A 21,778-nucleotide genomic window follows, 5' to 3' on the forward strand; every position below is an offset into this window, starting at 1 on the left:
CAATACCTCCTTTTCAGCTTATGCCCATGATTATTAACACGGTTAACTTGTTTTTAGTTAACACAAGTATTACTTATTTTTTTTTAGTTGTCAATCATTTTTCTCCAATTTTAAGGAATTATTAGAAACATAATTCTACAATTCTATGCATAGTTATAAGGTGTCATCCTGAACTACTCGAATCATATTATATCTCATGGTATATATTGGCTTTCGTTAGAACAAATCATATCGTTATTATAAGCAAAAAGACTGATAGTGTTAGTGCATAAATATGCGACTATCCTATCAGTCTATCTTATTCCATAGATGGTACTTCTAATCCTCTTCTAATATGTTCCCCAACTTTTGAAGAGATACAACCATCTGTGTTATTTCATCTTTTCCCATTCGCCTTCCTATTCTTCCCAACAATTTATGAAAGGCATCTTGCTCTCTTAAGAGTGCTTGTTTTCCCAAAGCTGTTAGTTCAAGATAGTAAATCCGATGGTCTTTCGCATCGCTTACCTTCTGAAGAAAACCTTTTTTCTCTATAACGGTAAGCATACGAGAGGTTGCCGGCTTCTTTGTACCAAGTTGTTCATTCAAGCTAGTCGGTGTCAGTTTCTGATTGCCATCTTTTTGTGATTCTGCAATCATGCTCATCGCACAAAATTCTCCAAAGGTCAAATCGTTTTGCAGACGCAGCTGACTTACGACAGAGCGCAAATGATGCATCATGATAATAAGATCACTGGGTTCCGTTTGCATATTACATAAACTCCAATCTATTTCATTCCGATAATAGGAGCGTTTTTTGCACCCTCAATCTGATTATCGGAACAAGATTTTGTTACGATAATATAAATTGTCTAGCTATGTATAGCTAGACAATCTACATTCTATGATCTATTTTATATTTGCAATTGCAATATTGTTAAAAATAGATTGTTAACATCGTTAATTAATGAATTGAGGATACATTATTTATCTTAATTTGTCAAGGATTGTTTCTGTTTTGGAAGTAATCCCCTATATATATTTGATATTTAAAATAGAGGCAAAAGAAACAGAAAGACTTTCATCTTTTGCTTCTTATACCTCTATAGTAGTATTTTATCTATATTCGCTCTTTTGCTTATTCGCGTACGCTAGAATTATAACTATCCAACAACTGATGTTTCATATGATATAGCTCATTAGAAAGATCTACATAAACATCCTGAGGGTTAACCAAACGTCTTGTTTCATCCCATAGAGTATTGAGTTCATCCTGGCAGTAAGTTCTAATATCCATTACAGCTGGAGATCCATAGACGCACTCACCATTTAAAAAGATAGGAACAAGCAATTCTCTCATTTTATAGGTACCTGGTTTTAAATAGGTCTTCTTCCAAGTTGCCATAGGATCAAAAAGTAATAAAGGATTATCTTCGGAATACTTCTCACCAACTAAAGCAATTAAGTCTGCTTTAATCTTCCCACTCTCTTTATCATAGATACGATAAATTGTTTTGTTACCAGGATTGGTAATCTTCCATTGGTTTTCAGATAGCTTAATTTTAGGTATAAATATATCATCCTGCTTAATTGCAGCTAATTTATAAACACCACCAAATGCAGGACAATCTTTCGAAGTAATTAGATTTGTTCCGACACCCCAGGAATTAATCTGTGCACCCTGTGTCTTTAAGGAATCAATCAAATATTCATCCAAATCACTGGAAGCACTGATGAAAGCATCATTAAGACCAGCTTCATTTAACATCTTGCGAGCCCTTTTAGATAAATAGGATAAATCACCGCTATCTAGGCGGATTCCATAACGACTGGTAAGTGTTCCCGCTTCTTTCATCTCCTTGAATACCCTTATTGCATTCGGTACACCGGAACGAAGCGTATCATACGTATCAACTAATAATGTAACACTATTTGGATAAAGCTCTGCATATTTGCGAAATGCTGTTAACTCATCTTCAAAACTCATAATCCAGCTATGTGCGTGGGTACCAAGAACAGGCATTCCAAACATTTTTGCGCTTTGAACATTACTAGTACCGATACATCCGCCAATGACCGCAGCTCTGGCACCAAGAGTACCCGCATCTGGCCCTTGAGCTCTACGAAGACCGAATTCCATGACACCTTCCCCACATGCTGCATAGCAAACACGAGAAGCCTTTGTTGCAATTAAACTCTGGTGATTGATAATATTTAAGATTGCCGTTTCCACAAGCTGTGCTTCCATAATTGGAGCAATTACTTTCACCAGTGGTTCCATCGGAAATACTACAGATCCTTCTGGAACAGAATAAATGTCACCAGAGAATTTAAAGTTTTTCAAATACTCTAAGAAATCCTCATCAAATATGCTAAGGCTACGGAAATAGTCAATATCATCCTGTTCGAATTTTAAGTTCTTAATATAATCAATTACTTGTTCCAATCCACAGCAAATCGCATAACCACTGCCAGATGGGTTCGTTCGATAGAATGCATCAAAAACAACCGTTTCGTTAGTTTTATTTTTAAAATAACCTTGCATCATAGTTAGCTCATAAAAGTCGGTCAACAACGTTAAATTACGTTCAGCCATAGCGATATCCTCCTTCGCAATCATCAAGTACAATTTTCTGCGAGTACTATGTATCATGTAGTACTCGCATTACGTGAAACACGTATTACGTACATTACGTAAAATCATCCAGAGATTCCTTCATCTATTAATAAGCTTTTCCCCAATACACTAAGGATTTAGCTTGCTTACCACAGCATACACAGGTATCAGCAATATGTTCCTGTGCAAATGGCATACAACGTGAAGTAGCACCTGTCTTTTCCTTAATTTCGTCTTCGCAGGCACGTTCTCCACACCACATAGCTTTTACAAATCCTGGCTTGTTAGCAACAACATCTGCAAATTCTTCTGTAGAATGAGCCTCGTAAGTATGAGCATCACGATGATTTCTAGCACGCTCTAACATTTCTTTTTGCATAGCTTCAAGAATTTCACCAATCTTTGTATCAATTTCATCAAGAGAAACTACAGTCTTCTCTCTTGTATCACGACGTACAAGAACTGCTTGATTTGCCTCAATGTCCTTTGGTCCGATTTCAACACGCACTGGGATACCACGCATCTCATGCTCAGAGAATTTCCATCCTGGGCTCTTATCAGAATCGTCGACCTTTACACGGAAAGCGCCAAGTTTTTCACGAAGTTCTGCCGCCTTTTCTAATACGCCTTCCTTCTTTTGCATAATTGGAACAATAACAACTTGAGTAGGAGCAATTCTTGGTGGCAATACAAGACCACTATTATCACCGTGTACCATAATTAATGCACCAATCAGACGAGTTGTCATTCCCCAAGAAGTCTGGTGTACATATTGAAGTTTATTTTCTTTATCGGTATATTGAATGTTAAAGGCTTTTGCAAATCCATCTCCAAAGTTATGGCTAGTTCCTGATTGAAGCGCCTTACCGTCATGCATCAATGCTTCGATGGTATAAGTTGCCTCAGCTCCTGCGAATTTTTCTTTGTCTGTCTTTCTACCACGAACCATAGGAATCGCTAACACTTCTTCACAGAAATCAGCATAAAGATTGAGCATTTGAATGGTTCTTTCTTCTGCTTCCTCAGCTGTTGCATGCGCTGTATGTCCTTCTTGCCATAAGAACTCTAAAGTACGTAAGAATGGTCTGGTTGTTTTCTCCCAACGTACAACGGAACACCATTGATTGTATAGTTTAGGAAGATCACGATAAGATTCAATTATATGAGAATAAAAGTCACAGAATAAAGTTTCAGAAGTTGGTCTTACACATAAACGTTCTTGTAACTGCTCTCCACCACCGTGAGTAACCCAAGCAACTTCTGGTGCAAAACCCTCTACATGATCTTTTTCTTTATTTAATAAGCTCTCTGGAATAAACATAGGCATGTAAACATTCTCTACTCCAGTCGCCTTAAATCTAGCATCTAACTCCTTTTGGATATTCTCCCAAATAGCATATCCTGCTGGACGGAAAATAGTACATCCTCTTACTCCTGAATAATCTACAAGTTCAGCTTTTTTTACTACATCCGTATACCATTGAGCGAAATCTTCATCCATAGAGGTAATCGATTCAACTAATTTCTTATCGTTTGCCATAATCATTCTCCTTTTAAAATTTATTATAAACCAAGTGACCTCGCCACTTTTCCTAGGTCTCAATCTCATGGGTGAAGGTACAATTGAATAAAAAAAAGGCCCCTTAAAACAAGGGACCGAAACTTCGGTGGTACCACCCAAATTAATTGCTTGCGCAATTCACTCCTATCGTTAACGCCGATTTACGCTGTATTTTATACGATATGTTATTATCATAACGTATGCTATATTTATAGCGTACAGTGCTCCAAGGTAGGTTCTATTCGGCTTCATAAGAGTTTTCACCAGCCACTCTCTCTCTAAAATGACTTACCTATATACTATTCCTCTTCATCGCAACTTTCTATGCATCGCACAGAATTTAGATTACCATGATTTTATGCTACATACTGGTTTTTGTCAAGAATGATTTTTAGCAAACGTATAGTTCCCCTTATCTAAGCACAATTCTAATATAACAGCCTATTCCTCTGCATATGTCGCAATCACAGTTTTTATAATAACTAAGCTAAGCGGTCCTAAAAAAAAGCCAATCACTCCAAAAAGTTGTACCCCCACATACATTGCTATCATACTATAGATGGGTTTCACCCCAATTTTGTCTCCTAATAATTTGGGTTCCAATATCTCACGCACTATCTGACATAATAGGAATATGCTCATGATGACAGCCGCGTGCATAAACTTTTTTTGTAATAACATCACTATAGTCCATGGAATTAAGATAAGCCCGCTTCCTAACACCGGAAAACCGTCGAATATACCAACCGCAAGACCTATCAATAAAGCATACGGGTTCTTTAGTATGAAAAATCCCACCGCATTTATTACTGCTATAATCGACATTAATATCATCTGTGTTTTCATATAGGCAATTCCCGTGTCTGATAACTTTTGTGTAATTTTATGAACCGCAGGGTAAAATTCTGATTTTCGAAGCCCTACCTTATATTCCTCCATATCCTTTATAATTAAAATAGTAGCTACTAAAATAATAAGGAAAATTGCAAGAAACTCTGCTAAACCAATGGCTAACTTTATTGTTTGAACCGTCATCTTAGGTAATATATTCATTTGAACATACTTTACCAAGGTTTCCATTCCATCATTCACTACTAATTTTAATGATCCATCCTTAAAACCGAACAGCTTATCCCCCGTAACACAAATGATTTCTACCTGTTGCGTAAAATATTGCTGGTAAATCGGAATATTTCGCAAAAATAATACGACTTGATTGAATAAAATTCTTCCAAGATAACATAATATTACTGAAATTACTAGTAATAACAAAAGAACACCAAAACCTCCACCAACCACTAGAGGAATTTTTAATTTTCGGTGTAAAAAGCCTACTACTGGTCGTAACAGCCAAGCGATAAAGTAGGCAAATAAAAATGGGACAAACAGCGGTAATAGGTATTTCATACCTATATACACAGCAATGATTGTCCCAGCAGTAAGAAGTAACTTTCTTTTATTTTTTGATAGTTTCACTTTCTTCTCCAAACAATCACCTCGTATCAATCCTCAGCTGATTCTGATACTATTGTCTGTAGAAGATTTTTATCTATGCCCAAAAGTACAATGTAACATATCCCATCTTTCAGAATACTTGATCTCTCTGGCTTTTCGAATTTTGTTAGTTCCTGTTAAATATTCTTCCTAATTATGTTATGGATATATACCCAAAACTAGGATAGCATTTTAAAAAATTAATCTAAATAAGATAAAATACTTTATATTATAAAGTAACCGATTCAAAAATAAAATAACCTATAAACTAACAGATACAAAAGGAATTCCTTTCTCTGCTGCCTGCTTTACAAGTTCCATTCCACGAATCACCTTGTAATCGTCTTCCGTTTTTTCAATAACGATATCACCCTCTAAATAAAGCTTCTCTGGATTTGCAGACATTGTAGCCTCTTCTATCCCAAGACGCTTTGGAGACATTAAAATCTTTGTTTCTTTCTTATCGCCATTATTCTTGTATTTTTCAGCTTCTTCTAAAATAACCTTAGATAGAAGATCTGGTGTACAATACGTACTATCTAAAATCAAATTATAATTTAAAAAATTAAAATAATCCAAATTATAAATATCTTTATAACGAATATCCTCTGTTTGAGCACGAAGTTTTAATTGCTGTTTCGCATCTTCTGCGCTTGAATATTTTTCAACATTACCTCGATTATCCCCATACACGCGGTCGGCTGCAACATGAAGACTAACGGATAAAAAAACTTTGAATGATGTTTCAACAAAGTTCCATGCCAATCTGGAATCAAATACAATCGCCTTATCTGGATTCTCACGACTAATTTTTGCAGTAGTATCATCAATCATATTATCATACTTGTGATCCTTGCACATGAGTTGGTTCATCTCAAGCACACTGATTCCTAAATCTTCTGCCAGCTTACGCTGTACCTTACCCGTAGAATAAATTTCATAATGATGTTCCGTTTCTAAAATCTTGCAAATCGTAGATTTTCCGCTTCCGAGATTTCCGGTTAACGTGATATGCATTTGTTTTTCCTCCTATTTATAAGCATCTATTTTTTAAGTTTAATATTTTCTTCCTATCATAGCATGTCTTATTTCATCTTGGAAGAGTATTTTTAAGGAATTTAGCACCTTTTCCCCCACATGCTACTTCCTTAACCTTCATTTTCTCTTTTATTTTATCCAATTAACGTGTCACGATACCCTAAATGATACCAAAAGATATCTTTCAAATAATTTTTCCGAAAGATTTTATGAAAAATATAATAATTTTGCATGTAACGCTTCCACTTCTGCTTTATCATGTGTCACAAGGATGACTGTCCTTTCAGATAATGAATCTTTAAGATACGATAATACTTGCTCTTTTAAGCTTTCATCTAATCCTTTCAAAGGTTCATCTAGGATAATCACATCACTTTGAGCCATTACCGCTCTGACAATTGCTACCCTACGTTTCATTCCACCACTTAACTTACTTATTGGCTTTCCTTTATAATCACTTAGAAAAACTTTTGAAAATTCTTTCTCCACTTGTTCTGTTCCTATATCCGAAGGTAACACCATCTTTACATTTGTGATAGCATCAGACCCTTCACATAAACGGTCTTCTTGAAACACAGCAGAAAACTTTATATTTTCCAATCCAGTAACATTTCCCGCAGATGGTTTCAATAATCCCAATAGTACTTTCACAAATGTTGTTTTTCCTATACCAGAGGCCCCCATAATACCGATTACTTCCCCTGGTTTTATCGTAAGATTTAAATCTTTTAGAACCTGTTTTTCGCCAAAATTCAAAGAGACATTCTTAAAGATAATTTCTTTCTCACTCATCTTGTCCTCCATTAAGGTACTTTAACACCTTACATAGCAGTTTTAACGTTGTGCGCACCAAAATTTAATTGCACACTCCGATTCCCTATCTTTCTAACATTTCTTTGGTTAAGGCATAGTTTAATTTATTTATAAGCAAAAGAATAAGCTTTTCAAATACTACACTAATTCCTATAATCACAACAGTCCAAGCAAACATCTCTTTTGTCATAAGATATAATTTAGCCTCATATAGTTGCTCACCAATTGAGTTGTTTGGTAAACCAATTACCTCTGCAGCAATCCCTGATTTCCAACAAAAGCCCAAACCTACCGAACAAGCAGAAACAAAATATGGCATCACGGCTGGAAGATAGATAAATTTTAACTTTCTAAGTCCACTCATATGAAAAACTGCCGCCATTTCAAGTAAACCTTGGTCTGCTGATTCCACTCCTTTTAACACATTCGTGTAGATAATAGGAAGAACCATAAGAAAAGAAATTAATATCGATAGGTTTCTTGCCCTCACCCATAAAAGAGCTAATATTACAAATGAAGCAACTGGAATGGATTTAATCACTCTCATCGCAACCGTAAAAAACTCTTTTAAAAATACATTATGATAAGCCCCAAGTGATAATAATACACCAGTTACTACCGCTAAAATAAATCCTAGGCTTATTTTTAGAAAAGAAGATGAGATGCTAAACCAAAAACTTTTTTCAAAAATTAATTTCGCTAAAGTAGTCACTACTTGTATGGGGGAAGCAATTAATATATTGCTATTTATCACTATGCTTGCTACTTGCCACAATATTAGCCATATTGCAATTGCAAGCAAAGTTATATATCTTTTATGTACATCCTTATTAAAGTCTTTCATCCATACCCTCATTTCTGCTTGGTCATTGTCATGCTTGTAAGACGATGCATATTGTAACATCATTGCAGTAGTTTCTATCATAGATAAACCTACTGTAACACAATACAGTTGACCTCTATCATAGAAGTAACCAACAACACATTACAGTTGATTTCTATCATAAAAATAACCAACAACATATTACAGTTGATATCTATCATAGAAATAACCCTACCTAAATATTAATAAAACACGTTTCCACCAAATAAATTAGCCATACTGTCAAGTTCTATCATATACCATGATACTTCCCCTTGACAAGTATGGCTAAACACTTACTTACAAATTGATTTCTTTAATACTTTGATAAAATCAGTCACTGGCTGAACACACTGCTCTTGATGCTTTGCAATAATATCTACAATTGCGCTGCCGACAATTACACCATCGGATATCTCTGCCATCTCCCTTGCTTGTTCTGGTGTAGAAATTCCAAACCCAACTGCACAAGGAATATCGGTTACCTTCTTCGCCTCTTTTATCATGTAATCCACTTGACTTCCTATCTCTGTTCTTACTCCGGTTACCCCAAGAGAAGAAACGCAGTATAAGAAACCTTCTGCTTCCTTTAGTATGGTTTGAATTCTTTCCTTTGAGGTTGGTGCTATCATCGATATTAATGTAATATCATGTAATTTACAAAGAGGAAGTAGCTCTTCCTTTTCTTCATAAGGAAGGTCAGGTACAATTACTCCATCGATACCAACTTCTTTGCAACGCCTTAAAAATCGATCTGCACCGTAGGTATAGATAGGGTTTATATAAGTCATAAACACTAATGGTACCAATACCTTGCTCCTTACCCTTCCTATCATATCAAACAGCAAATCTGTGGTTGCCCCCGCCTTTAATGCTCTTTCATTTGCCTCCTGGATAATAGGGCCTTCCGCAATCGGATCAGAAAATGGGATTCCTATCTCAATTAGGTCCGCTCCCTCCATTGCCATACTAACAATCAATTCTTCTGTGACTTCAATTCCTGGATCTCCACCTGTAATAAAGGTAATAAGTGCCTTTCCCTTCGTAAATGCTTGTTCTATCCTAGTCATATAATTTCACCCCCCTATATCTAGCAATCGCAGCAACATCCTTATCTCCACGTCCTGAGATATTTATCACAAGGATACTGTCTTTCCCCATCGTTGGCGCTAACTTCTTTGCGTATGCAACAGCATGAGCACTCTCTATTGCAGGTATAATTCCTTCTGTTCTTGAAAGATATTCAAATGCCTCCACCGCTTCATCGTCCGTAACTGGTACATAAGTTGCCCGATTGGTATCATGTAACATAGCATGCTCCGGTCCGATTCCAGGGTAATCAAGACCCGCAGAAATAGAGTAAACAGGAGCAATTTGACCATATTCATCCTGGCAGAAATAAGATTTCATTCCATGGAAAATACCTTCTGTTCCATTTGCGATGGTAGCTGCATTTTTAGGATGATTTACACCAAGTCCTGCTGCCTCACAACCATATAAAGCTACACTAGGATCATTTAGGAATTCATAAAATGCTCCCATAGCATTACTCCCTCCACCAACACAGGCAACGATTGCATCTGGAAGTTTTCCTTCCACTTCCTGTAGTTGAGCTTTGATTTCCTTACCAATCACTTTCTGAAAATCTCGAACAATTGTTGGGAAAGGATGAGGTCCCATAACAGACCCTAAAACATAATGAGTATCCTCTACCCTCTTCGTCCACTCACGCATCGTTTCGTTTACTGCATCCTTAAGAGTCATAGTTCCTGAGGTTACTGGATGCACCTTAGCTCCCAATAGTTCCATTCGATAGACATTCAGTACCTGTCGGTCTGTGTCCTCTTTTCCCATAAAGATTTCACATTCCAGTCCCATAAGTGCTGCGGCTGTTGCTGTCGCCACACCATGTTGGCCGGCTCCAGTTTCTGCTATGACACGTGTCTTACCCATTTTTTTTGCCAATAATACCTGACCTAGTACATTATTAATTTTGTGAGAACCCGTATGATTTAAATCCTCTCGCTTTAAGTAAATTTTAGCCCCAGAAAGATCCTCGGTCATTTTCTTAGCGTAATATAACAACGATGGCCTTCCTGCATATTCATGGTATAAGGTCTCTAGTTCCTTACAAAAATCAGGATCCTTTTTAAAATACTCGTATGCCTTTTCTACCTCTAACACCGCATTCATTAATGTTTCTGGTACATATTGACCGCCATATTGATGAAATCTTCCTTCTTTCATATTGTCCTCCATTCTCGCGTACGCTTTTTTGATATTAATTTTCATTCCACCGCCAAGCGGCAAATAAAAACTCCTTTACCTTTTCTTCATCCTTTTGTCCCATACTTTCTACTCCACTGCTTACATCTACTCCATAAGGCTCTAGCCTACTATCCAAAAGTCTCACGTTTTGTGCTGTTAATCCTCCTGCTATAAAATAAGGCTTTTGCAGATACTTCTTAAATTCATTATTAGAACTCTCTTTATAAACTTCGGTTAATATCGTTTCATCAAACCGTTTGCCCTCTCCTCCATAGCTATGTTCGCTATACGTATCGTATAAAAAATAATCGCATGGCAAAGTAAGTGCTTCTAAAATTTGTTCTACGGATTGAGCTCGAACGGCCTTTATAATAGGCGCTCCTACCTCTAGTTTTAAAGCATTGATGTAATCCCTGTCTTCGTCTCCATGAAGCTGCACTAGCTGTATTGTGTTCTTCTCACACATCTTAGCTATTCTTTCTATAGATTCATTTACAAAAACACCAACAGCTTGAATCTCGCTTGATAGCTCTCTTCGCAATAATGAGGCAACCTCTTCATCAATTTTTCTTTTCACACCCGCAAATACAAATCCCACATAATTTGGAGCGTACTTATTCACAATTTCAATCTCACGAAGAGACTTTAATCCACAAATCTTTGTTTTCATTCACATTCCCCTCATTACTGCACTGTTTTTTCCCACCATGGGTTTATTGCTACAACATAGACATAAACTTACCGTGTAAAAACTATATTTACTCTTTCCCCATTCCCTAAAGTAGACTTTTAAGATTTCGTATCATTAGTTTTTTATTTGATGCTTTCATTAGCGTCTCACCGATTAGAACTCCGTTTACACCCGCTTCCTTAAGCTCTTTTATCTGCTCTGGTGTAGAAATCCCGCTTTCTGCAATAAAGATAGCCTCCTTTGGAACAAGCGTACGTAACTTTAAACTATTTTCAATTGATACCTCAAAGGTTGATAAATTTCGATTATTCACACCGATTATTCTTGCTCCACATTGAAGAGCCCTCATTACTTCCTCTTGGTTATGAGTTTCCACTAATGCACTTAGCCCCAGTTCATCGCAGATTTTCAGAAATCCGGTTAACTGCTCCTCTGTTAAGATGGATACTATGAGTAAGACACAATCCGCACCAAGTAGTTTCGCTTGGTAAATCTGATAAGCTTCTAGGATAAAGTCTTTTCGTAGTACAGGAATACCTACTTCTTTTTTTACCTCCATCAGGTAATCATCCTTTCCAAGAAAAAAGGTGGGTTCCGTAAGCACTGAAATTGCAGCAGCACCGCCTTCTTCATACTCTTTGGCTATGAATACTGGATCAAAATCCTTTGCTATCATACCTTTTGAAGGAGATGCCCTTTTAATCTCACAAAGAAAATTAACACCCGGTCTACTCATGACTTCTTCAAAAAAAAATTTGTCTCGTGATATGGAAGAAGAACTACCAAATCCTTGCTTGATAGCCATCTCGGTTGCGCTCTTTTTTATAACTTCTTCCGGAAGTCTTCGCTTTTCTTGATTGATTCTATCTTTTGTTGTTTCTACTATTTTTTCTAAAATCATGGCTCACCTCCGATTTGACAGTTCAATAAATTTATCAAGCTGATGGATCGCCTTCTTACTATCGATTATATCAGTTGCAATTTTTGCTGCTTCTTGTAATGTAATATCGTCTCTTACCATATAGATACAAGCAGCTGCATTAAAGATAACTGCATCCCTTTTCGGCCCTTTTTCACCATTTAAAATTGCCCTTGTAATTGCTGCGTTCTCTGCCGGAGAACCACCTACAAGATCTTCCTTTTTGCACTTTGTTAATCCAATTTGCTCTGGTTCTAAAATATAATCGTATAGTTTTCCATCTCGTATCTTACAACATACCGTTTGGTGACTTAGTGATATCTCATCTAAACCATCCCTTCCGTATACAACCATTCCTCGTTTTACTCCAAGCTTTAATAAAACTCTGGCCAGTGGTTTTACTAATGCTTCTTCATAAACACCTAAAAGCTCTAAATTTGCTCCAGCCGGATTTGCTAGCGGACCAAGGATATTAAAAATTGTTCGAATCCCAAGTTCTCTCCTTACTGGTGCAACAAACTTCATTGCACTATGATAGGTTTGAGCAAACATAAAGCACAAGCCCATTTCTTCTAAAATCTTTGCACTCTCAAGTGGAGCTAGCATAATATTAACCCCTAATGCTTCAAGCACATCTGCTGCACCACATTTACTTGAAACACATCGATTTCCATGCTTTGCAACTGGAATCCCTGCTGCGGATACAACAAATCCTGTAGTCGTTGAGATATTAAAGGTATTTGCTTCATCTCCCCCCGTCCCAACGATTTCTAATACATCCATATTATGAAGTAATCTTACACAGTGCTTTCTCATGCCTGCTGCACTCGCTGTTATTTCGTCAATGGTTTCCCCTTTCATACGAAGTGCAGTAAGGTAGGAGCCAATTAAAACATTCGAGGCTTCTCCACTCATAATCTCATCCATTACCTGTTCTGCTACCTCATAGCTTAAATCCTCTTTATTCACCAATTGATAAATCGCTTCTTTAATCATACTTTACCTCATTTCTTTAAAAAGTTTTCCATTATCGTCTTTCCATTCGGTGTAAGTACGGATTCCGGATGAAATTGTACTCCGTAGATTGGATACTCTTTATGTTCAATTGCCATGATCTCACTATCCTGTGTCACCGCAGTCACTTTTAAGGCTTCCGGTATTGTTTCGCGAACCGCTGCTAAAGAATGATATCTTGCAGCAGAAAATGTTTCCTCAAGTCCTCTGAATAACTTACTTTCTGAATCCACCATTATCACACTCTGCTTCCCATGCATGATTGATTTTGCATAGGAGATTGTCGCACCAAACACCTCACAAATTGCTTGATGCCCTAGACATACTCCTAGGATTGGTATCTCTTTATGAAATTTTCTAATTACTTCTTCACATATTCCTGCATCCTTTGGTTTTCCAGGTCCCGGCGATAAGATGATATGAGATGGTTTTCGTTGTTCGATTTGTTCTAAAGAGATCTCATCATTTCGTACCACCAGAAATTCTTCCGCCATTTCTATTGACCCAATTAGTTGTACAAGGTTATAGGTAAAACTATCGTAATTATCGATGAAAAGTATCATACCCTATCTACCTCCCCTGCTCTAAGTAATGCATCAACAACTGCCGCTGCCTTATGATTTGTTTCTTCATACTCAAGTTCACTATTACTATCCGCCACAATGCCAGCTCCAACCTGAACATATACGCTATCTTTCTTCTTAACCGCTGTTCGTATTGCAATACAAAAATCCAGATTCCCAGAAAGGTCAAAATACCCTATGGCACCTCCATAGATTCCTCTAGGACTTTCTTCTAACTCTTCTATGATTTCACAAGCACGTATCTTTGGTGCTCCAGTCAAAGTTCCAGCTGGAAAGGATGCAATTAGTGCATCACAGCCATCCTTATCTTCTCTTAACTTTCCACTAACCTTTGAAGTAATGTGCATAACCTTAGAGTATCGATGCACCTTTAGATATTCTTCAACTACAACCGATTGATAAGCTGCCACTCTTCCCACATCATTTCTAGCCAAATCAACTAACATATTGTGCTCCGCGAGTTCTTTTTCATCTTCAAGTAGTTCTTTTTCCAATTTTTCGTCTTCTTCACCCGTGCTCCCCCTGGGCCTAGTCCCTGCAATTGGGAAGATAGTTACTTCTCTATCGATGACTTTTACCAAGGTTTCTGGCGATGAACCAGCAATTTCAATATCACCAGAGTGAATAAAGTACATATATGGAGAAGGATTCGCCGTTCTTAATACTCGATATGCATTCATTAGGCTATTCTTATAAGTGGCCTCCAGCCTTCTTGAGATAACTCCTTGAAAGATATCACCTTCCCTAATGTAGTGCTTTGTTTTCTCTATGATAGCAAGGTACTCTTTCTTCGTTATATTACTCTTAAAAACAGGCGCTTCCTCCTTAAACTGAAAGGCCGGCGGTATCGTTTCAACTAACAAGGTTTCAAGGGCTTCGATACGAAGAACTGCCTCATCATACCCTTTTCTTCCTTCCTTGGTTGGATAATGATCAATCAGATACATCTTTTGTTTAACATGATCAAATGCTATAACCTCTAGATAAAGCTGTAAGGAAAACTCCTCAAAATCACTCTCTCTAAGGTGTAATTTAGGTTCCATTCTTCCTATCATTTCATAGCCAAAGTACCCCACAAGCCCTCCGGAAAACGATGGAAGCTTCTCAAGTTTTGGTGCTCTATACTCCTTTAGGAGACTTCGAATCGCCTGCATGCTGTCTCCTGTTTGCTCTATGGCTTCTTCCTCTAAACCTTTTTTAAGAAAAACCTTGCCACCCTTGCCAAACAGCTTTAGTACTGGGGTAAATCCGAGAAAGGAATAGCGACCCCATCGCTCATTTCCCTCTGCACTTTCAAATAGATAATAGTTTTTAGCGTGTAACGATAGTTTCTGCATCACTAAGATTGGTGTGGTCTGATCTGAATAAATTTCTTTATATACCGGAACATAAGGGAATTTAAATGAAAGCTCTGCCAAATCTTCATACCTTGGTAATACCATTCCTGTTCTCCTCCTTTTTCAATGATTACTCTATATTTTCATAAAAACAAAAAATCAGTAATCCATGGTAAAAAGAGAATTCTATCTTTGGAGCAAAGACACTTCATCTATGGGAATATAGTTCATCTAGGTAAATGAAATTCACTAAGGTGAATGAAATTCACTTGGTGAATGAAATTCACCATTCGATCCCCACAAGATAAGTGTGTATCCCTGGAAGTTTTTTGATTTATAGGTAAGTCGAATAATTTTCTATAAATAAAAAAAGCTTCTGCCCCTAGACTAAGGGACAAAAGCTTAAAACTTCTGCGATACCACCCAATTTGGTGCAATGCACCCACTCTCTTTGTATACCATCATATACACCCCACTGATAACGGACAGGGTCCCCGTTGGCGTCTACTCCCATATGGTTTCAAGCCACCCTCACAAGTCCATTCACTAAATTCTACGAGGATACCCTCTGTCTTACCGTATCACACCAACCACGGCTCTCTGTAAAGACTTCCTCTAGCTACTTCTCTTGCTCATCGGTTTTTACTATTTCTTGGATTTACTGATTTAATTGGATAAAGTATATTCCTAAATAATACAATTGTCAAGTAAAATATTTTACTTATTTAAGCCTTAAACCCACGATTAATATCACTTGGATTTAAACTTGATTCATTTAAAGTACCTTTGCCATAGGTTAATCCTGCATAAATCTGCTGTGTGTTTTGCATCATTGGTCCTGAGTTATCTTGTTTACTCACTTCTAAAAAACCAACTCTTAAGTCATTTATTAGATCAAGGATCTCTGGAAAGTCTTGATTACTTCGTGACATTTGGGCACAAACCAGCTTTTTATTTAAGTAAGAATATAGACTTAGTAAATCGTATGATAGTGGATAGCGATAATCTAAGGCACCCATGAGTTGATTTATAACACGACTTGCATGTCTTAATTCTTTTTCGTATATTTTATAATCCTTCGCGTTAATTGCATCTGTCGCACATTCTAAGTCTGCCTCTAAAATGTCATAGAGAATAACAATTAGTTGGCTTTGGTTTGCTTGTGTGACTCTAACAGCGAACTCTCGTAATCGATCCTTATTCATTGCCACTCCAATCTTGGTTTCCCATTATTACCGCATATTGATTTTAGAAGCTATTAACTTTGTAATAAGGATAGAATATTCTGTGGTCTCTGATTCGCTTGCGCTAACATAGCAGTGCCTGCTTGTACTAACACGTTTTTCTGAGTAAATAAGGACATTTCTTTTGCCATATCGGTATCTTCGATACGAGATAAAGCTTCCGTAATATTTTCAGCTCCAACATCCAAGTTTGCAATCGCATGCTCCAAACGATTTTGATATGCACCAAGCTTTGCACGAATATCAGTTACCATAGTAATCGCTTTACTTAGAATGGAAATTGCACTAGAAGCTCCCTCCTGAGTACAAACATTTACAATATTTGTTCCAAGAGTATAAGTATCTACACGAGGAATTCGTACTTCCATCGTTTGTCCTTCATTGGCACCAATCTGAAGATCCATAGGTCCAGCTTGTAAAACTGTAATAGAAACATTATCAGAACCAGCACCATCTGTTATGCTTGCTCCATCATTATTTACTGTTTGATCAGTAAATGCAGTTTTAGCTGCTCCAGGAGTAGCCTTAAATTTAATTTCAAAGCCGTCACCGTCTGTTACTGTGATAATGTTGCCACTGCAAGAAGCCGTAGCAGTAGAGGAAAAACCATTTCCTAACGTCGCTTTTGCATCTACACCAATAGCTTTCGCACCACCACTGCTAATACCTAATAAGCCGCTTAGTTTATCGTTATCACAATGCATCTCAATTGTCTGATTGGAACCATATTCCTTTGTCATAAATACAAGGGAACCATTATCAATCGGTCCACTCTCATAGCCAGCAAATCCATCATAGTCTGGATTTACGGATGTACCAACCTGAGCAAACACTTTAATATTCATTGTGTCACAGGCTCCACGAAGCTTTTCAAATACCTGCTCCATGGTATCACCAGCGTTAATTTTTATCTCTATACCATTAATATTAATAACGCCTGCCTGATCATCAGCAATTTGATCAGAAAGTCCACCTAATTGCATTCCAGTCATAACTGCCTGTCTTGCATCCCCAGTTATAATAAAGTTATAATCTTTTGCATCTACATTATCGGATAGAGAAATCATTTCCACATCAGAGGTATTGGAATAACTCTGGCAATCTAAATTTCCATTTAATAAAGGTTTTGTATTGAACTCAGTGTCTGTTGAAATACGGGTGATTTCGTTGTTTAACGCGTTAATCTCTTTTTGAATTGCCAAGCGATCTTCTGCAGTGTTGGTACCGTTTGCAGCTTGCACTGAGAGTTCTCTCATACGCTGTAACATTGCATTAACCTCATTTAATGCACCCTCTGCTGTCTGTATAACTGATACACCATCGGAAGCATTTCTTGAAGATTGCTCTAAACCTTCAATCTGTGTTTTCATTTTTCTTGAGATAGCAAGTCCTGCCGCATCATCAGCTGCACGATTGATTCGGTAACCACTGCTTAATCTTTCTAAACTCTTATCTAATGCATTATTATTAATTTTTAATTGGTTATTACCGTGAAGTGCTGAAATATTATGATTTATTCTCATCTCTTTGCCTACATCCTTTCTTATTCCTTCTCGTTCGAAACTTCTAGTTTCTGGAGACTCTGTATTATTGTCTTTGCTGCAAGATATAACTTTTCGGTATTATATTTGTTTTCTGTTGCTTCCGGTGTTAATGAATTGTCGTTAACCTTTTCCGTAGCAGATTCTAACTGTGCTTCCCTATAAAACTTCCCGCTCTTATAAAGATAACCCTGTGCGGTATTTGATCTTATTGCAATGTTTATCGATGAAATTGAAATATCCTGATTTTTCAATGCTTCAAGCAACAATTCTTGATTCTCTTTCAAGTTTTCTAAAGCAGCTCTATCCTCCACTGTGATAAAGCATTTCGCATTTTCATCGCTTGCATATAGCTCTGCTTGAATCGTTCCAAACGTGTTAGATGGGTAAGATATGTACACCTTTCCCTCGTTCGTAGTCCCATGAATTACCGTTAGATTAATATTGGTAATAGAATCCTTCGTTATTAATGGGATATTATAATGCTCTTTTTTATTTAGCCCTTGATTTAACCTAATCATAGATTTTAGCTGTTTTATCTCTAATACCTGATTTGCAGTAACCTCTGCTTCTAAAAGAACCTCATCGGAAGCTTCCGAAAAGGAATGGTAAAACTCCTCTAACGAAGACACCAATGTCTCTCTGTTATCGATGGAATCAATGATATCTTTATTTAACTCTTCTATGCTTTTCTTTTGAGAGTATTTAGATGCATTTTTATAAATACTATCATTCTGGTTTAAAAGTTCTTTTGTAGCAGCAATATTATGAATGCTATTTGACAAACCATAATCTTTTAGGAAGCGTAACTCCTCATTGCTGTTATTGGATATTTCTCGTATTTGCTCTAATTGGTTACTCTCATGTATATTAGTTTTGTGAAGTAAATCCTCCTTGTTAAGGGATTCCTCCACAAGTTTCTCAGACTCTAGACTATTCTGTATCTTATTTTGAGAAACCTGTCCTTGAACTTTTGTTAGCTTTTCTGATAATTCCTCTAAGTTACTATCAAAGACGGATGTATCCGACGAAGACATTACTTCCTTTAATGCATCTGGAGTAATCTCTTTTTGAATTTCTCGAACCAACTTTTCGCCATAGAATGCAGCATCAATTTGCGCCGTTATCGAATTACTATACCCTGTTGCTTTTGTAAGACTTCTAAAATCGTCATCAATGCGTTCATCCATTGATCCATGCTTTAAGGTACGAACTGATGTTAATAAGTTTTTAAGGGTCAGTTCTCCTCCCGCCTTAACGACGGCACCAATTGCAGCACCATCAGACTTTTGTATCTGATGAAGTAGTCGATAGATTCCAATGTAGGATTCACGCTCTGGTGGGCTAATTTCTTCATTCGCCTCAAGCTCTACTAAAAACTTTGCAAATCCGTCGGTACTGTCTGTTCCATTGTCTTTTAAGTATTCCTTTAATGTGCTAGATAGCTCATCTAGGTTCATGGTAAGCGGGTTAACCCCATCTTTTATTAAGGAGGCTGTGACAGATGGTTTTAATCCTTCTATTACTTCTGAAACTTTAGCATCATAAGCCTTCATAGCTAAGACGTTGTCCTGTGTAATTTCTATGTTGTTATATCCTAGAATACGAACAGCTCTCTGATTCGCAGTTGTTGTATCAAGTTGAATCTCTTTTAAGAGTGAATCTACAGATGCAAATGCTTTTTTAATAGAATCCCCCATATCTGCGCGAGGTGAAGTCATTAACTGTTCATAGGATTCTTTCGCATTTTTTAACTGTTCACTCTCTCCAAAACTAGTATCGTACAGCCTGTTAAGCGACACCTGTTGCCTAATTGTAAAGGTGGAACTAAGAACAGTTGCAGACGACTGCTTTAATGTATCCACTGTCGATACGGTCTGCTTTAATAAATCTATTTGGGCGCTTGTATCAAAACCAACTTCTTTTCCGAGTTTTTCATAATATTCCTCTTCCAGTTGCTTTAATCCCTCAACAACTTTTGCTATACTTTCTGTTTCCACAGAAATACCTTTCGCTGATAGCCGTAAGGAAGCTTCGACTGTTAACTTTAATCGTATCTCCTCTAGCTGCCTTTTCGCGGTGATGGCGGCTATATTGTTGGTATCTGCATCCACCTGTAAGTTGTTTGCTCCTTCTATATCACTTTTTATCTCACCATTTTGTATCTGCATAAGAAACTTTAGGCTTAATTTATCAAGACTTTGATTGTTCGCTTTCTCATTCTTTAAGTAGGTTGTAGCCTTATCTATCGTTTCTTCTGAGATTTGATGGATATTCTCTATAAAATCCTTAAACTTATCCTCCTCCATAGATAGGAGTACACCTTGCCTTGGGTCTTTTCCAGCTTTTAATGCATTGACTGCTCCGGTAAGTGCCATGTTTTCTTGATCTTCTGGCTTAATCGAAGATAAACTCATTTTGTACCTTATATTTTCACTTGTGATTGGTAAATTTCGTTCAAACAACCACTTTGCTTCTTGTAAAGTCTCTTCCTTTACCGGAATATCTCCTTCTTTTAGAATTTGCTTAACTGCATCTTCTAACTCACGAAAAGCTTCCTCTTTATCAAGTTTTTGTGTAACATTTCCGCTATGTTCTGCTTTATAGATACTTTCAATGGTTGGCTTAAGGTTATTTTGTATCAAGTAAGTCATCGTGTTTTCACTTAGACCATTCCCTGAAGGTGCTAACTTCGGTGAAGATGCAATCTTCATTGCATTTGCAATCTGCTCCACGTTCTCTGCTGTTACAGGTAAATCTGCATTTAATAAACGGTCTACAATCTGCTTTGCCATACTCGTATCAGGAATACATGCTCTTGCAACCTTTTCAGCCATCTCCCTGGTTTTTTTCATTATTTCTTTCTGAGCATTTAAAGAATCTTCTCTTAGTACCTTCTGTGATTTAATTCGTTCTAAGGCTCGTGCGAGACGCTCCTGATTAAAGTCCTCGATGGTAAATCCTTCTTCTGATAATTCGTGATAATCATCCTCGGTCATACAAGTAGCAGTCTGCTTAAGATCCTGTTCCTCTTCTTTTACCGAAGTTTCTCCATTCTGAAACGTCGAAACCGTTCCTTTTCCCGCATCAACCTGAGTAAACAATAGAGTTACCTCTTTTTTGTTCTCCTGTTTCTCTGCACTTCCAATTTCCTTTAGAACAATACCATTCTTCGATACATCCATTATCTTAAATTTTCTAATTTCGCCTTCCTTGGCATCTGGGACTGTTTCTTTCGAGAACTTGCATTCTCGTCCACTAAAGTTGATGGAAATCTGATCTGAAACATCTAAGACTGTGCCTTCTAGTATCTGGCCCACTTCATAAGCCGGATGATTTGTACTCTCCTTAGAAATTGTTTCTACTTGATTTTTTTGTTGATTTCCAGTTGCATAAATCCCATTCATATTCATGATTATCTCCATGTTCGCATTTGCGAACTCAAAATTAATAGTTGAGAGCGATATTCTTTCTTGAAAGTGGTTTTCTTTCTTGAAAGTGGTTTTCTTTCTTGAAAGTGATTTTCTTTCTTGAAAGTGATTCTCTTTCAATCTGCACTCTCACTTCATTTCGTTTTTATAAATGATGCCTTCATTACTACCATGTATTTCGGATATTTTTATAAAAACTTAACTGGTTCGCTCAAAATTCCTAGAACTGGGTATGTAACCAAACTATTTTACATACATTAAACTATACGTTCTGCTTCGTACTAAGCCTTAGGAATAAGATAAAAGATTTTACCGTTTCATTACACTTATATAAACGGCAATGAATTGTAATAGATAATATAAAAAAGCTTCCACTAATCTTAAA

17 protein-coding genes and 1 other annotated feature are annotated in these 21,778 nt (G+C 37.0%); all 17 genes read right to left on the reverse strand.

The genetic code is table 11. The annotated features are described in order from the left end of the window. Nucleotides 1–318: 318 nt before the first annotated feature. Nucleotides 319–750, reverse strand: a complete 432-nt coding sequence (locus tag CPHY_RS19845; RefSeq protein WP_012201830.1) for a MarR family winged helix-turn-helix transcriptional regulator — start codon at nt 748–750, stop codon at nt 319–321. A gap of 367 nt (nt 751–1,117) precedes the next feature. Next, on the reverse strand, nt 1,118–2,575 hold the full coding sequence (locus tag CPHY_RS19850; RefSeq protein ID WP_012201831.1) for a nicotinate phosphoribosyltransferase: 1,458 nt from the start codon (nt 2,573–2,575) through the stop codon (nt 1,118–1,120). A 127-nt stretch (nt 2,576–2,702) separates the two neighbouring features. Continuing rightward, the gene (gene proS / locus CPHY_RS19855; RefSeq protein ID WP_012201832.1) at nt 2,703–4,136 is read right to left on the reverse strand and encodes a proline--tRNA ligase; all 1,434 of its coding nucleotides are present in this window, start codon (nt 4,134–4,136) and stop codon (nt 2,703–2,705) included. A gap of 108 nt (nt 4,137–4,244) precedes the next feature. Then, nucleotides 4,245–4,479 (reverse strand) — a binding site (T-box leader). Nucleotides 4,480–4,598: 119 nt separating this feature from the next. Next, nucleotides 4,599–5,633 (reverse strand): sporulation integral membrane protein YtvI, encoded by a 1,035-nt coding sequence (ytvI, locus tag CPHY_RS19860; RefSeq protein ID WP_012201833.1) that lies wholly within the window; start codon nt 5,631–5,633, stop codon nt 4,599–4,601. A 279-nt stretch (nt 5,634–5,912) separates the two neighbouring features. After that, nucleotides 5,913–6,668 carry a cytidylate kinase family protein gene (locus CPHY_RS19865; RefSeq protein WP_012201834.1) on the reverse strand — a complete coding sequence of 252 codons (756 nt, stop codon included), beginning with the start codon at nt 6,666–6,668 and terminating at the stop codon, nt 5,913–5,915. 228 nt (nt 6,669–6,896) lie between these two features. Further along, nucleotides 6,897–7,481, reverse strand: a complete 585-nt coding sequence (locus tag CPHY_RS19870) for an ATP-binding cassette domain-containing protein (RefSeq protein WP_012201835.1) — start codon at nt 7,479–7,481, stop codon at nt 6,897–6,899. Between the two features lie 85 nt (nt 7,482–7,566). Next, complete coding sequence (locus CPHY_RS19875; RefSeq protein ID WP_012201836.1) at nt 7,567–8,427, reverse strand: ABC transporter permease; 861 nt, start codon at nt 8,425–8,427, stop codon at nt 7,567–7,569. 233 nt (nt 8,428–8,660) lie between these two features. Next, the gene (gene trpA / locus CPHY_RS19880; protein ID WP_012201837.1) at nt 8,661–9,434 is read right to left on the reverse strand and encodes a tryptophan synthase subunit alpha; all 774 of its coding nucleotides are present in this window, start codon (nt 9,432–9,434) and stop codon (nt 8,661–8,663) included. Further along, entirely contained in the window at nt 9,427–10,611 is a 1,185-nt protein-coding gene (trpB, locus tag CPHY_RS19885) for a tryptophan synthase subunit beta (protein ID WP_012201838.1), read from the reverse strand. Before trpB ends, trpA begins: the two co-directional genes overlap by 8 nt. Before the next feature lie 34 nt (nt 10,612–10,645). Next, the gene (locus tag CPHY_RS19890) at nt 10,646–11,302 is read right to left on the reverse strand and encodes a phosphoribosylanthranilate isomerase (RefSeq protein WP_012201839.1); all 657 of its coding nucleotides are present in this window, start codon (nt 11,300–11,302) and stop codon (nt 10,646–10,648) included. A gap of 106 nt (nt 11,303–11,408) precedes the next feature. Continuing rightward, entirely contained in the window at nt 11,409–12,224 is an 816-nt protein-coding gene (gene trpC / locus CPHY_RS19895; RefSeq protein ID WP_012201840.1) for an indole-3-glycerol phosphate synthase TrpC, read from the reverse strand. 3 nt (nt 12,225–12,227) lie between these two features. Next, entirely contained in the window at nt 12,228–13,238 is a 1,011-nt protein-coding gene (trpD, locus tag CPHY_RS19900; protein ID WP_012201841.1) for an anthranilate phosphoribosyltransferase, read from the reverse strand. An 8-nt stretch (nt 13,239–13,246) separates the two neighbouring features. Further along, nucleotides 13,247–13,819 (reverse strand): anthranilate synthase component II, encoded by a 573-nt coding sequence (locus CPHY_RS19905; protein WP_012201842.1) that lies wholly within the window; start codon nt 13,817–13,819, stop codon nt 13,247–13,249. Beyond that, the gene (trpE, locus tag CPHY_RS19910) at nt 13,816–15,282 is read right to left on the reverse strand and encodes an anthranilate synthase component I (RefSeq protein ID WP_012201843.1); all 1,467 of its coding nucleotides are present in this window, start codon (nt 15,280–15,282) and stop codon (nt 13,816–13,818) included. Before trpE ends, CPHY_RS19905 begins: the two co-directional genes overlap by 4 nt. Nucleotides 15,283–15,902: 620 nt before the next feature. Further along, a complete protein-coding gene (locus CPHY_RS19915) occupies nt 15,903–16,382 on the reverse strand; it encodes a flagellar export chaperone FliS (protein ID WP_012201844.1) in 480 nt (159 codons plus the stop codon). A gap of 53 nt (nt 16,383–16,435) precedes the next feature. Then, complete coding sequence (locus tag CPHY_RS22365) at nt 16,436–17,944, reverse strand: flagellin N-terminal helical domain-containing protein (protein WP_012201845.1); 1,509 nt, start codon at nt 17,942–17,944, stop codon at nt 16,436–16,438. 20 nt (nt 17,945–17,964) lie between these two features. Beyond that, entirely contained in the window at nt 17,965–21,375 is a 3,411-nt protein-coding gene (locus tag CPHY_RS19925) for a DUF6240 domain-containing protein (protein ID WP_012201846.1), read from the reverse strand. Between the last annotated feature and the right edge of the window lie 403 nt (nt 21,376–21,778).

Origin of the sequence: Lachnoclostridium phytofermentans ISDg, from assembly GCF_000018685.1 — a bacterium.
GTDB lineage: Bacteria > Bacillota > Clostridia > Lachnospirales > Lachnospiraceae > Lachnoclostridium > Lachnoclostridium phytofermentans.

Coding starts and splice junctions, on each gene's coding strand:
- proS (WP_012201832.1), bottom strand. CDS start 4,136: ATGGCAAACGATAAGAAATTAGTTGAATCGATTACCTCTATGGATGAA.
- CPHY_RS22365 (WP_012201845.1), bottom strand. CDS start 17,944: ATGAGAATAAATCATAATATTTCAGCACTTCACGGTAATAACCAATTA.
- CPHY_RS19925 (WP_012201846.1), bottom strand. CDS start 21,375: ATGAATATGAATGGGATTTATGCAACTGGAAATCAACAAAAAAATCAA.
- CPHY_RS19890 (WP_012201839.1), bottom strand. CDS start 11,302: ATGAAAACAAAGATTTGTGGATTAAAGTCTCTTCGTGAGATTGAAATT.
- CPHY_RS19915 (WP_012201844.1), bottom strand. CDS start 16,382: ATGAATAAGGATCGATTACGAGAGTTCGCTGTTAGAGTCACACAAGCA.
- trpD (WP_012201841.1), bottom strand. CDS start 13,238: ATGATTAAAGAAGCGATTTATCAATTGGTGAATAAAGAGGATTTAAGC.
- CPHY_RS19850 (WP_012201831.1), bottom strand. CDS start 2,575: ATGGCTGAACGTAATTTAACGTTGTTGACCGACTTTTATGAGCTAACT.
- CPHY_RS19905 (WP_012201842.1), bottom strand. CDS start 13,819: ATGATACTTTTCATCGATAATTACGATAGTTTTACCTATAACCTTGTA.
- trpB (WP_012201838.1), bottom strand. CDS start 10,611: ATGAAAGAAGGAAGATTTCATCAATATGGCGGTCAATATGTACCAGAA.
- trpA (WP_012201837.1), bottom strand. CDS start 9,434: ATGACTAGGATAGAACAAGCATTTACGAAGGGAAAGGCACTTATTACC.
- CPHY_RS19870 (WP_012201835.1), bottom strand. CDS start 7,481: ATGAGTGAGAAAGAAATTATCTTTAAGAATGTCTCTTTGAATTTTGGC.
- trpE (WP_012201843.1), bottom strand. CDS start 15,282: ATGGTATTACCAAGGTATGAAGATTTGGCAGAGCTTTCATTTAAATTC.
- CPHY_RS19875 (WP_012201836.1), bottom strand. CDS start 8,427: ATGATAGAAACTACTGCAATGATGTTACAATATGCATCGTCTTACAAG.
- CPHY_RS19845 (WP_012201830.1), bottom strand. CDS start 750: ATGCAAACGGAACCCAGTGATCTTATTATCATGATGCATCATTTGCGC.
- CPHY_RS19865 (WP_012201834.1), bottom strand. CDS start 6,668: ATGCATATCACGTTAACCGGAAATCTCGGAAGCGGAAAATCTACGATT.
- trpC (WP_012201840.1), bottom strand. CDS start 12,224: ATGATTTTAGAAAAAATAGTAGAAACAACAAAAGATAGAATCAATCAA.